The organism is Rhizobium etli CFN 42 (assembly GCF_000092045.1).
Lineage (GTDB): Bacteria > Pseudomonadota > Alphaproteobacteria > Rhizobiales > Rhizobiaceae > Rhizobium > Rhizobium etli.
This window is the reverse complement of sequence record NC_007761.1, coordinates 511,884-524,054: the sequence shown is the minus strand read 5'-3', so window position 1 is coordinate 524,054 and position 12,171 is coordinate 511,884. Positions and strand designations below refer to the sequence as shown.

Genomic DNA, 12,171 nt, shown 5'->3' with positions numbered 1-12,171 from the left:
CCCGTCACTGCCCCGGCAGGATGCGGATGGCGAAGAGGTTGATGCCGCGCGCCTTGCCGTCGAGATCGCTGTTGATCGTCAACATGCCCGGCGAGTTCGGGGCAAGCGAGCGGTCGAACTTCACCTGCAGCAGCGCATCCGACTTTTCCCGGGTGACGCTGAAGCGATGGCGGGCGCAATTGCCGAGCGACTGAAAATTGCATTCGACGGTCACCTGCGTCGGCTCGTCGGTGGTCGATTGCAGCGTCAGCGCGATGGTCGAGGATTTGCCGGCAAGCTGCTGCAGCACCGAGGCGGGAACGCTGACGGAGATATTGCCGTCAGCCGCACCGCTTTCGGAAATCAGCCGGACGGCAGGGCCGTCATTCTCGGTGATGTTTTCGGTGCGCGCCTGCGGGCCGCTCTTGATCTTGTCGGCCTCGTCGGGCTTGAACACCGGGATCCAATCGGCCGAAAAACTGTTCTGCGGATCGATGGTCACCGGCTGATCGGTGTGGGGAGCCGCGCTGTTGCCCGCACCATTGTCGTCAGCGGCGTCGTCGTTGCCGGTGAAATCCTCCGGCTGGGTGCTCGCCGGCGGATTGGCGACGCTGGTGTCGCGCTCGGCTGCCGTCAAAAGCAGGCCCGACGTATAGGCCCACCAGGCGCCGATGCCGATGAAGGCAAGCAGGACGCACCAGACGAGCAGCCTCGAAAAGAATTTGCGCGGCTTGCGGCGGCCTGCCGCCCGCTCCGGGCGGAAATCCATGCTGGTCGCACGTTCGCCGCGCGTCAGCCGCTCCTCGCCGATCGGGGCGGCTGCGAGATGATCGGCATTGCCGGCATGGACGTTGTGAAGGCTCGAATCGTCGCCCCGATGCATGACCACCTCGGGAGAGCGGGCCTCGCCTGCGGCCATGGGACTGTCGATGAGGCTGTCGATATCGGTCACATCCCCCTTGTGAACCGGCGGCGGCGGCATTTCGACGACCGGCGGCACCGGCACTTCGGGCGGCCTTTGGCGGGGGTGAAGGCGGTCACGCTCCTCGCTCTCGATGGCGTGGATGGTGCTTTCCAGGCGATGGCGGTGATGGGCGACGGCATCGGCATCGGTGATGTCCTGCTTGCGCAGGCCCGCTTCCAGCGCCTGGCGGGCGGACTGGTAGATCCTCGCTCGAACCTCCGGATTGTCGCGATCGGCATTTTCGAGCGCTGTTCTGATGGCCGTTTCTAATCCGCTCACATCACGTCCTTCACATTGAACCCGGCATGGGACCACAATCCCCCCCGTTCTCCATCAAAATTCGGTAGCGGCAAGCGCGGCAAACCGCAAGCCTTGCAAACCCGCCGGCCCATTGATCCCAGGCGATATTCGCCAGCGTCACGGCATGCGGCCCTACCCTATTCTTTCTGCGCATATGATATATCGGGCTGAAATCGACGAAGGCGTGGCAGCCGCTCTTTTATCGGCTTTTCTTCTCTGTTATGAGATTGACGTTTTCGTAAACGTCAATCTGAGCGGTAACCATGGCCCTGCCCCCGATCCTCAAGGACAAACTCCGACTGCCGGTGATCGGCTCGCCGCTCTTCATCATCTCGCATCCTGCGCTGACGCTCGCGCAATGCAAGGCGGGCGTCGTCGGCGCCTTTCCGGCGCTGAACGCCCGGCCGGAAAGCCAGCTCGACGAATGGCTGGCCGAGATCACCGAGGAGCTTGCCCGCCACGATGCCGGCCATCCGGAAAGGCCGGCAGCACCCTTTGCCGTCAACCAGATCGTCCACATGTCGAACAAGCGGCTGGAGCATGATCTTTCGCTCTGCGTCAAATACAAGGTGCCGATCGTCATCTCTTCGCTCGGCGCGGTGCCCGAGGTCAATGCCGCCGTGCATTCCTATGGCGGTATCGTGCTGCACGACATCATCAACAACCGCCACGCCTATTCGGCGATCCGCAAGGGCGCCGACGGGCTGATTGCCGTGGCATCAGGCGCCGGCGGCCATGCCGGCACGCTGTCGCCCTTCGCGCTCGTCCAGGAAATCCGCGAATGGTTCGACGGGCCGCTGCTGCTTGCCGGCGCAATCGCGACCGGCGGCGCCATTCTGGCGGCGCAAGCGATGGGCGCCGACATGGCCTATATCGGCTCGCCCTTCATCGCAACAGAGGAAGCGCGCGCCGCGCCTGCCTACAAGCAGGCGATCGTCGAAGGGGCAGCCAATGACATCGTCTACTCCAACTATTTCACCGGCGTGCACGGCAACTATCTCAAGCCGTCGATCCTCGCCGCCGGCATGGACCCCGACAACCTGCCCGTCGCCGACCCTTCGAAGATGGATTTCGAGCAGGCGACCGGCGGCGCCAAGGCCTGGAAGGACATATGGGGCAGCGGCCAGGGCATCGGCGCCGTCAAGGCGGTTGAGCCGGTGGAAAATCTCGTCGACCGGCTGGAGGCGGAATATAAAGCCGCCCGCGCCCGGCTGGCGCTCTGAGGTCTTCCACACCCTCCCCTCTTTTTTGCCAAAGGCATGACAGGGTGCTTGAAATCTTCGGACAATGCCTGTATCAGCGCCATGCAAATCGCAGGCCGCACGCTTCGGCCGCCAAATGCCGCTTTAGCTCAGTCGGTAGAGCACATCATTCGTAATGATGGGGTCACGTGTTCGAGTCACGTAAGCGGCACCATTCCTCTCATTGAAATCAATTACTTGAGCGAAAACTGGCACGGCAACCAGCCAGATTTCCAGCCCTTGAAATGTTTGGTAGGACTTTCCGCAACGTTTCCTGAGACAGGTTGACCAGATCGAGCAACACTGCCCCGAGGCCGCCACGTTGCGGCATTTGCAACAAATCGGCCTTAGCGCTTACTAATAATCAAATCAGACCTCGGCCTTAACCGCTCCGTCAAGTTTCCGTGAACGCCTTGCCGGGATGAAAGTGTAGTACCGTAACGAGGTTTCCGGTCTGCCTGGGGATTAGCCCGACACCAGCCCGAAGCCCGATGGCAGGATATTAGACCACACATTGAAGTTGTCGCTTCCCTAGTGTACCACCAACCTGACGGGGGCGAGATTGCTGGCTGGGGTACATTGGCAACCTGCGCGAATAGAGCGCGTGAATAGGGTACTTGCTACAAGCACCAAGCCGTTACTCGTGGCTACTGATGCCGGCACGGCACTTGTGAAGTACATGGGTAACCGAGCAGGCTTGGATGCGCTGGTCACAGAGCTGCTCGCGGCAGAACTTGCCAGCCGAGTTGGCTTGCGGACCCCAGATTTTGCGGTCGTAGAAATACCAGATATCGAGACTAATGATCCACTTGTAACCGTGCAAGGCGGGCCGGCGTTCTTTTCTCGTTGGGAGCAAGCTCAAAGCTTATCGCCCAATTCGAAGCTTCTGGCAAACCTGCGAAGACCCAGCGACGTAGCACTCCTGGTGGTATTCGACACATGGATTAGAAATAAAGATCGGTTTGCTGACGATGCCGATGGTGGTGTTCTGAACTACGACAACATTCTGTTCATGCCGGATAAGCGTAAAACGCAGCTTCTGGTCATCGATCACAGCCATGCTTTCGCAGAGACGTCGCTGGAGGACGAGATCAACGATTTCTGGGCAACTGAGGAAACGGTTTACGGATTGTTTAACGAGTTCGCCCCAATGCTGACGCGGCATGATGTAAAATCCGCGCTGGATACGCTATGCGCCGTGGCAATTGGCGAGATAAGGGATATATGTCTTTCGCCGCCGCCCGAGTGGGGCTTTACTGCGGGTACCGCCAATCGTTTGGCTGACTTGCTGGTAACGCGGGCAAATCGGATGAGCGACTGGCTGCCGGATGCGATATTCGACCAAATGGAACTTGATCTAGACGGGAAGGAGGCATGAAATGGAAGCAATGAAATTATTCTATTCCATTGTACAGTTCAGCCCCTTTCCGGAGCGGTTTGAGTACGTTAACCTCGGGATTGTCGTGTTTGAAAACCGCCAAGGCAAGGTTGTCGTTAAGTTGGCAGACGACTTCGCACGTGTGAAGAAATTCTTTGGCGATTTTAACGCAACATTCCTCAAAAGCGCTGTTCACGATTTTTCGCAGAGAGTTGTGCATCACTTCTCTCGACCGGCGATCGCCGCCACATCCATCAATGACTTCAATTCGAAGAGGGCCGATTTATTCCGGCTGACACCCATGAACGCGGTTGCTGGTGTGCGAGCTGATGATGTCGCGGAAAAACTCTTCATTGAGCTGGTCGCTTGGCATGGCCAAGCCAAAAAAATGGAGCGAATTAACACTCTGCTGACGCGCGCTTTTCGGAATGCTGGCGTGCTAGCACTTCTCGACAAGCGCCCTGAGCCTGTGCACATTGAGCAGTATGGCGTGAACGTTCAGGCTGACTACGGCTACCAGAACGGCGTCTATAACCTGATCGATGCTGCCCGGTTTGACAATCCGCAACGCGGTTTGGCTGAAGCCGGAAAGCGAGTTCTGGAAGGGAAGGCGCTCTCCGAGATGCTAGGAAAGCGCCTCATTGTTGTCGGAGAGTTCGGCGGCCAGCCGGATCGATTCGTCGAGAACCTGCGTAGTGATTTTGAGAGTGTCGGCGCGAAGCTCTTCCGACTAGAAGAGGTTGACAAGCTCTCTGAAGAAATACGGCGAACGGCGCACTAAAACCGGAAACGTTGCTTTCTTTGCCAGCTAAGCTTGCTTTTATCCGCATCAGCGAGCGGCGTGGCAGGTTGAGAGATCGCCGTGCTGTCAGCTGACCAGACGCAGGCGAGCAGGACCGACGCCAGTCACGTGCTACGCCCAGCGTTCCATTAGGCCACGATGTTGCTCCAGTAGATCGCCACGATTGTAGCCCCGCGACACAGCGCTACCGACCACGTGCCGAAGGCACACCTCACCCATTTCGTACGACGCATCCGTGCAATCGGTTAGGAACATTCGAAGCGAAGCGCTCATGCCATGCTGTCGAGCCGCCAAGCCCTGTCGGCGCATCATCATTCCGAGCGTCATGTCCGAGATGACGCCTTCACGAGCCGACTGGAACAGATACCCGGTCCACGACTGAGGACGAGCGGCGGCAATGATCCTTTGTGCCTCAGCACTGAGCGGCATTGTGAAGCTTTCCGTTTCGCCTTTCTGGTCTTTCAGTTGCTCGCCCGGTATTAGCCAGGCCGAGCCGTCGGGCGTGATGTCTTACTCGCGCATGTGTCGTAGGTTCGCGGATCGAGCGCCCTTCAGGATCAGCAAGCGCATTGCTAGATGAGCGGTCGAACCGTCGACAGTTCACGATGCTCTGCCCTCGGGCGACACGAAAGTTTAAAATGATCGATGACGAGTGACAGGAAAGCTATCTCTGGATTGCCGAAGAGCCTGGCTTACTCCCGAGTGGCTGTGTTGGCCTATAGCGGCGCAGCCGCCGGAGGCGCAACCCCATCCGTTGAGGATCGCGCCGGCGGTTCTACGCCGCCACCTGTCTCTGTTGTGTCAGGCGCCTGCCGAGCGCCTGACCGGGCAACTCGATAAACTTGTAGCCTATGAAGGACAAGACGTAGACGACAGGGATGGTGACGATCAGCGTCGCCAGCCAGCGAGCGGGATTGCTGAGGTCGGTATTGCCGATCAGCCAGCCGATCACCGGCTGCATGATGAGCAGGTGAATCAGGTAGGCCCCGAAGGAAAGTTCCCCGAGGTTTCGAAAGAAGCTGTTGCCGAGCACCGAATTGACCGAGCGGGAATAATGGCCGGCGGAACCCGGAAACCGATCGGCGTGCACCAGGACAAAGAACAGCGCCACGATCCCCACGCGCACAGTTTCGTGCAGCACGGTCACATCGCCGCCCAGAGGGATGAGGACCAGCAGGGCGGAAATCGCAAAAGCGAGGTAAGCTCTGCCGTGTGCCATCCACAATGCGCCCGCCAGCAGCATGCCGGCGGCGAAGATGTGCATCTTCATCGGAAGGAATGACGGCATCGGGAAGCGAAAGCCAAGACGATGCGCGGCCAGGGCTGCAATGACGGCCAAGCCGACGGTGACGAGCATGCCCTTCAGCCAGCCCAGCCGCCCGAGGATGATCATGATGAAGGGCAAAGCCGCATAGAACTGCATTTCCAGGCCGATGCTCCAATCGGGAAGCGCCGTGCGGAAAGCATGGGCCGGGGACAGGCCGAACAGGAAGGAAAGATGCATCAGGTAGTTGCTCAGGCTGTCGTCCAGATAACGAGATGCAGCCTGCGGCGGATTGCCGTTGAAAGCGTCAATGACCATCCTTGCTTGATAGATCTCGGATCCGGCGACGAGAGCAATCACCAGCATGACGTAGTAGAGCGGTGCGATGCGGAAGAAGCGACGCGCCCAGAACACCGCCCATGTTTGCGGGCTCTCCCACGGCTCCCTGGCCTTGCGCCGCTGATAGTGGAACACCATCAGGAAGCCCGAGAGCATGATGAACAGGTCGACCCCGAGTTCCGGATCTCCGATAATCGGCACCTTGAATCCCGTCAGGATGTGCGCATGGCCGATCAGCACCCATAAGGCTGCCAAACCACGCAAACCATCCAGGCATTCGATGCGTCTGCCGCCTTTCATCGCGTCCATGAGATACCTCTATCCATTCGTATCCGCAGGTATGGTTAACATCTTCGACGGCAACCGGATAGTGTTGAGAGAATTTTAATGGGCTTCGGCCACAACTTGCGCGGGTCGACGGTCGATGAAGGGCGGGGGTGTCAGGCTACCCAATGCGTCCTTTCGGCGGCGAAATATCCGGAAGGAACATGCCGCTCCCGAACAGGTTTCCCCCTTGAGACAACAAGGATGGAGAAGACCATGTCCTGCAAACTCATCGCGATATCCCTCCTTTCGATCGGTCTTGCCGGCTCGGCCCTCGCCCAGACGGCCGGCGGGGCGAATTCCAGCGGGCGGCTTTCGGTGGCGCCTGTCATCGGCGGCTCGGGGAGCTCGGGCACGGGCTCGGCGAGTACCGGATCCGTCGGCACGGGCGCGGCCGGCACCGGCTCTGTCGGCACCGATCCCGGCACGACCGGCAGCACGCCCGGCACTGGCGGCGTCGATCTCAACCGCGACCGCAGCACGATCAATCCCGGCGGCGTCAATCCAGATCTTCAACAGGTGCCGGGCTGCACGGCCGGTACCGGCTCACTCAGCGAGGCTTGCCAGCAGTGAGGCGGGCGAGCGTCCGCGTTCGATGGAATGAAGACCCGGCCGTGATCGCGCCGGGCCTTCATTTCGGCTGACGTTGCGCAAAAAGATGGCTGTCGCGAGAATTGCTTTACCGACTTGCTTTCAGGTCGTAGAACTGCTGCATCCCTCCGCACATGGCGATCGCCACACCAGCCAGCCTGCCGATATCTCCGGCATCCGCGGAGCACCCGAAGAGGACCGTCATGTCGAATGCAGCGCATCGCTCGAACCGCGTGCTTGTCGTCGCGACCATCATGGTGGCGACATTCATGGTCGCCATCGAGGCAACGATCGTGGCGACTGCAATGCCGCGCATCGTCGGACAGCTCGGCGGCTTTTCCTATTACAGCTGGGTGTTTTCGGCCTTCCTGCTGGCGCAGTCGACGACGACGGTCATCTACGGCAAGCTTTCGGATATTTTCGGACGCAAGCCGGTGTTGATCGGCGGCATCCTCATCTTCCTGGCCGGCTCTTTGCTCTGCGGCTTTGCCTGGTCGATGATGTCGCTGGTGCTGTTCCGGCTGCTGCAGGGGCTCGGCGCCGGCGCGATCCAGCCGGTGACGATGACGATTATCGGCGATCTCTTCAAGCTGGAGGAGCGCGGCCGCGTGCAGGGCGCGATGGCGACCGTCTGGGCGACCTCGGCCGTCGTCGGGCCGCTCGCCGGCGGCATCATCGTCGACAATATTTCCTGGGCCTGGATCTTCTGGATCAACCTGCCGATCGGCATCGTCTCGATCGTCGCCTTCATGATCTTCCTCAAGGAGAACGTCGCGCACAAACAGGCGAGGATCGATTATCTCGGATCGGTGCTGTTTTCGGTGTCCATCGTGGCGCTGCTCGTCATGCTGACGGAAACCGATGCGGGCGCCTCAATCCTGCTGTCGCTTTTCGCCGTCTTCGTGGTCGCGGGGCTGCTCTTCCTCGCCCAGGAGAGACGGGCGCCGGAGCCAATCATTTCGATCGCGCTCTGGAGCCGCCGGCTGATCGCCACCAGCAATGCGGCGACGCTGCTTGCCGGCATGGCGCTGATCGGGCTTTCCACCATCCTGCCGATCTATGTGCAGGGCGTGCTCGGCCGCACGCCCATCATCGCCGGCTTCACGCTGACCATGCTCATCGTCGGTTGGCCCCTGGCGGTGATGCTCTCCAGCCGCTTCTACAAGGCTTTCGGCGTTCGCCGCACGCTGCGCGTCGGCAGCCTGATGTTTCCGTTCGGCGCCTGTTTTCTGCTGTTCCTGACGCCGGAAAGCTCGCCGGTTCTCGCCGGCGCCGGCTCCTTCTTCATGGGCTTCGGCATGGGCCTGATCAGCCTGACGAGCATCGTGCTGGTGCAGGACAGCGTCGAATGGTCTATGCGCGGCAGCGCCACGGCCTCGATCATCTTCGCCCGCAGCCTCGGCAATACGCTCGGCGCCACCGTGCTCGGCGCCATTCTCAATGCCGGCATCAGCCATTATGCGAGCGGTGCAACCGCGGCCGTCCTTCATAAGGCGCTGAACCAGCCGACCGGCCTCTCGGCGCTTGCCGCCGATCCGGCGATCCGCAGCATCTTCGACGCGGCCCTGCACTGGAGCTTCTGGGGTGTGGTCGTCGTCGCGGTGCTGACCTTCTTCACCACCTGGCTGATCCCCGTCGGCCACCGCCAGACGCACGATGAGCCGGCGGTGGCAAGCGAGGCGGCCTCGCATTAGCGGCGGTTGTCCAAAACGCGCAGGATCAGGTTTCGTCTTCCCTTGCGCGGGACGAGATCGATATCGCTGACGAGCTTTGCGCCGCCCTCACGCCGCTCCAAGGTGATCTTGCGGCTGTGGAAGGCTTCCAGTTCGGCGCGATGCGCCACGCTGATGATGGTCGCCGCCGGCAATTCGTCGATCACCATCTCCATCATCCTGTCCTGGCTCTTCTCGTCGAGTGCCGAGGTCGCTTCGTCGAGCACGATGATATCGGGGGTGTGCAGCAGCAGCCGCGCAAAGGCGAGCCGCTGCTTTTCGCCACCCGACAGGATCTGGTCCCACGGCGCTTCTTCCTCGATCTTCTCGCTCAGATAATCCAGCCCCACCTTGGCAAGGGCCGCCTTGATTTCCTCCAGCGTCCAGCTGTCGGCGGCACGGGGATAGGCCACCGCGCGCCGAAGCGTCCCGGACGGGATATAGGGCCGCTGCGGCAGCATGAACAAGCGCCGGTCGCCGTGGAAATCGACGCTGCCGTGACCCCAGGGCCAAAGACCGGCGATGGCTCGCACCAGCGTGCTCTTGCCCGAGCCGGATTCGCCTGCCACGAGCACCCGCTCGCCCGGCGCGATCTCGACCTGGGTTTCCTTGACCACCGCGGTGCCGTCGTCGAGAGACACCGAGAGATCGTTCAAGTTCAGGATCGCATTGCCCTTGGTTTTACCATGCCGGATGCGTCCCAGAACGTCGCTCTGCTCGGCTCGCTCGAGGCCGTCGAGCGACATCATCAGCGAGGCGACGCGTCGCGCGCAGGCGTTCCAGTCAGCAAGACGTGGGTAGTTGTCGACCAGCCATCCGAACGCCGTCTGAACGATGGCAAAGGCGGAGGCTGCCTGCATGACCTCGCCAAGCGTCATTCCGCCTGCGAGAAATTTCGGCGCGCATAGCAGGAGCGGCACAACAGGAGCAATCAGCATCGATCCGTGCGAGACGAAGGTCGTGCGCATGTGCTGGCGCGCAAGCAGGGCCCATTGCCTGAGCACATTGGAAAATGTCCTGTCGAGGTCGCTACGCTCCTCGTCCTCGCCGCCGAGCAGGGCGATGCTCTCACCGTTTTCGCGCACACGGGTCAATGTGTAGCGAAGCTCGGCCTCCACCTGGTTCTTGACCTCCGAGACCTGGACGAAATGGCGGCCGATGACCGCGATCACAGTTGAGGTGATCACGGCATAGAGCACCGCAGTGACGACGAGAAAACCGGGAATGGTGATGGTCGACCCGGCGAGCGGCAGCGTCAGCGCTCCGCCGATCGTCCACAGCACGACGATGAAGGTCGAAGCCGACAGAAAGGCGGCGATGACGCCGGCGATGAAGTCGACCGGCGCTTCGGTAGCGATCCGCAAATCCTCCGAGATGCGCGCCTCAGGATTCTTGTGGTCGCCGCCGATGAGGTTCAGCTGATAATAACGACCGTTGGCCAGCCAGCGCGTGATCACCGCCTTCGTCAGCCAGGAGCGCCAGCGGCGCTGGATCATCATGCGAACATAGACTTGCGCGGTGACAAGCGCGACGCTTCCGAGCACAAGCGGCACGAAGACGGCGCTCAGGTAGTAGACGGTGCCGGCGTCGTGTCGCTCTATGGCGTCGAAGATGCCGCGGTTCCAGCGATTGATCCCATATTGGAAGCCGACATTCATGCAGATCATCATCAACAGACCGATCGAGCACGGCCAGGCGAGCTTGTCGCCACTGCTGCCCCAGTAGCAGCGGGCGCTGATCCAGAAACGCCTCAGCAAATATCGCTTGCGCGCCTGCTCGGCCTCCTCAGGCGTGAGGTTCTGACTTGGTTCGATGACATCTGGCGGCGGTGCGACCTCGACAGTCGATGCCTTCTCCTGGCGCGACTTCTCGGCACCGTGCTCCTCGGTGCCGTCGACCGATTTCGGTGTGATTTTAACGTCGGTCATAGGCACGATAACGGCTTACAAATCAGAAGGTTTCATGGCGCCGATGCCGGACGCGGTATCGCAGGTCTCAAGGCGACGAGGCGCAGCAGTCGGATCAACCCTGAGTTTTGCCGACATAGCGTGATGGATTTTTAAATGTGCAAGTTCCAACGGACGATTCACGGCCTGGGGAGGTCAGCCGTCGTTGGTGTTGTGCCGTGTCGCGCTTCTCTTACCTCACGCGCTCTCGGTCGCATTCTGCGGCAGAGATTGCAGCAGGGTCTGACGGGCGGAGCGCAAATGGACGCGGCAGGCCTTCCCGATCGCTGCCTGGTCGCCGGATTCCAGTGCGGCGATATAATCGAGATGTTCGTGGATGGCGCGCTCGTTGCGCTCGCGGGCGGCGGTCTTGTTCCACTGATAGTGATAGTGGAAGATGATGGCGATCGCATCGTAGAAATCAGCGATGAAGCGGTTCTTCGAAGCGCGGTGGATCAGCAAGTGGAAGCGCTCGTCAAGGACGGAGAAATCCTTGAAGCGCTGGTTGATGTCGGCAAGCATGGCGACATGCTCCTCGCGCATGGCGGCAAGATCGGCCCAGGCCTGATTGTCGCGGGGAAGCCGCCCGAATTCGGCGGCGGAATGCAGTTCGAACATTTCGCGGACATCGGCAAGCTCGAGCGCAAATTCGCGGGTGAAGCCCTTCAGCGTCCAATGGCTGTTCGGCCGCTTCTCGATCAGTCCGAAGCGGGAGAAGCGGATCAGGAATTCGCGCACGCTCGTCGTGCCGGTGCCGATCTCGCGGGCAAGCTCCAGCTCGTTGATCTGCATGCCGGGAGCAGCGTCATCGGCCAGGATGCGCCGCATGAAGCTGCGCTCGATGATGTCATGCAGCGAATCCGTCTCTTCGGAGGGGAAGAGGTCGCGGTCGGTGGGCTCGCGCAGCACGATCTTCTGACGTTTGTTCCAGCGGATGATGCCTTCATCGCTGAGGCGGGTGAGGATGGCACGCGCGGTGGAACGGCTGACGCCGAGCTGGGCGGCGATCTCCGGTTCCGACGGCAGCGCCGTATCCGTGCGCAGGGCCGCGGCATACCTGTTGTATGCTTCCTTGAAGACCGTGTTCTGCCTTGCCATCAGATCCCCCGCTTTCCGCCCGCGTGCCGGGATTGCCGTTCCGCTTCAGAAGCGAAAAGGCGCCCGACCGGAGTTTGTTGAAAAAACTATTAGCGTATTTCCGATCGTCTGCGGCGCATTGCCTCCCTCGTCCACAGGATCAATATTCCCGTTGACTTGAAAATGTTTATTGTAGATAAAAAACAAAATCAATCGCATTCGCCGATGCAGCGAGCGTTTCCTTCAGGGAGAAG

The 12,171-nt window shown here is 60.7% G+C and carries 9 protein-coding genes and 1 tRNA gene; 6 read left to right on the top strand and 4 right to left on the bottom strand.

The window, feature by feature from the left end:
• Positions 1-4: 4 nt before the first annotated feature.
• A complete protein-coding gene (locus tag RHE_RS02560) occupies positions 5-1,222 on the bottom strand; it encodes a hypothetical protein (RefSeq protein WP_020920305.1) in 1,218 nt (405 codons plus the stop codon).
• A gap of 284 nt (positions 1,223-1,506) precedes the next feature.
• On the opposite strand from RHE_RS02560, the gene RHE_RS02555 reads away from it, so the two are divergent.
• The 4 genes from RHE_RS02555 to RHE_RS02540 all read left to right on the top strand — a co-directional run bounded on the left by RHE_RS02555 (position 1,507) and on the right by RHE_RS02540 (position 4,643).
• A complete protein-coding gene (locus RHE_RS02555; RefSeq protein WP_011423880.1) occupies positions 1,507-2,466 on the top strand; it encodes an NAD(P)H-dependent flavin oxidoreductase in 960 nt (319 codons plus the stop codon).
• A gap of 117 nt (positions 2,467-2,583) precedes the next feature.
• A tRNA-Thr gene (locus tag RHE_RS02550) sits at positions 2,584-2,659 on the top strand.
• Positions 2,660-3,127: 468 nt separating this feature from the next.
• The gene (locus RHE_RS02545) at positions 3,128-3,862 is read left to right on the top strand and encodes a HipA family kinase (protein WP_166486887.1); all 735 of its coding nucleotides are present in this window, start codon (positions 3,128-3,130) and stop codon (positions 3,860-3,862) included.
• A 1-nt stretch (position 3,863) separates the two neighbouring features.
• On the top strand, positions 3,864-4,643 hold the full coding sequence (locus tag RHE_RS02540) for a DUF3037 domain-containing protein (RefSeq protein WP_011423878.1): 780 nt from the start codon (positions 3,864-3,866) through the stop codon (positions 4,641-4,643).
• Positions 4,644-5,439: 796 nt separating this feature from the next.
• Here RHE_RS02540 and RHE_RS02530 read toward each other — a convergent pair.
• Positions 5,440-6,576 (bottom strand): acyltransferase family protein, encoded by a 1,137-nt coding sequence (locus RHE_RS02530; protein WP_011423877.1) that lies wholly within the window; start codon positions 6,574-6,576, stop codon positions 5,440-5,442.
• Between the two features lie 231 nt (positions 6,577-6,807).
• On the opposite strand from RHE_RS02530, the gene RHE_RS02525 reads away from it, so the two are divergent.
• Entirely contained in the window at positions 6,808-7,164 is a 357-nt protein-coding gene (locus RHE_RS02525; protein ID WP_042117823.1) for a hypothetical protein, read from the top strand.
• Positions 7,165-7,385: 221 nt separating this feature from the next.
• Complete coding sequence (locus RHE_RS02520; protein ID WP_011423875.1) at positions 7,386-8,876, top strand: MDR family MFS transporter; 1,491 nt, start codon at positions 7,386-7,388, stop codon at positions 8,874-8,876.
• Here RHE_RS02520 and RHE_RS02515 read toward each other — a convergent pair.
• Both RHE_RS02515 and RHE_RS02510 read right to left on the bottom strand, forming a co-directional pair.
• Positions 8,873-10,822, bottom strand: a complete 1,950-nt coding sequence (locus RHE_RS02515; RefSeq protein WP_011423874.1) for an ABC transporter ATP-binding protein/permease — start codon at positions 10,820-10,822, stop codon at positions 8,873-8,875. The genes RHE_RS02520 and RHE_RS02515 overlap by 4 nt on opposite strands.
• Positions 10,823-11,038: 216 nt before the next feature.
• Positions 11,039-11,938 carry a GntR family transcriptional regulator gene (locus RHE_RS02510; protein WP_011423873.1) on the bottom strand — a complete coding sequence of 300 codons (900 nt, stop codon included), beginning with the start codon at positions 11,936-11,938 and terminating at the stop codon, positions 11,039-11,041.
• Positions 11,939-12,171 lie beyond the last annotated feature (233 nt).

What these genes read in the sequence shown, in the direction of transcription:
- RHE_RS02555 (WP_011423880.1), top strand. Translation starts at nt 1,507, where the DNA reads ATGGCCCTGCCCCCGATCCTCAAGGACAAACTCCGACTGCCGGTGATC.
- RHE_RS02540 (WP_011423878.1), top strand. Translation starts at nt 3,864, where the DNA reads ATGGAAGCAATGAAATTATTCTATTCCATTGTACAGTTCAGCCCCTTT.
- RHE_RS02530 (WP_011423877.1), bottom strand. Translation starts at nt 6,576, where the DNA reads ATGGACGCGATGAAAGGCGGCAGACGCATCGAATGCCTGGATGGTTTG.
- RHE_RS02525 (WP_042117823.1), top strand. Translation starts at nt 6,808, where the DNA reads ATGTCCTGCAAACTCATCGCGATATCCCTCCTTTCGATCGGTCTTGCC.
- RHE_RS02520 (WP_011423875.1), top strand. Translation starts at nt 7,386, where the DNA reads ATGTCGAATGCAGCGCATCGCTCGAACCGCGTGCTTGTCGTCGCGACC.
- RHE_RS02515 (WP_011423874.1), bottom strand. Translation starts at nt 10,822, where the DNA reads ATGACCGACGTTAAAATCACACCGAAATCGGTCGACGGCACCGAGGAG.
- RHE_RS02510 (WP_011423873.1), bottom strand. Translation starts at nt 11,938, where the DNA reads ATGGCAAGGCAGAACACGGTCTTCAAGGAAGCATACAACAGGTATGCC.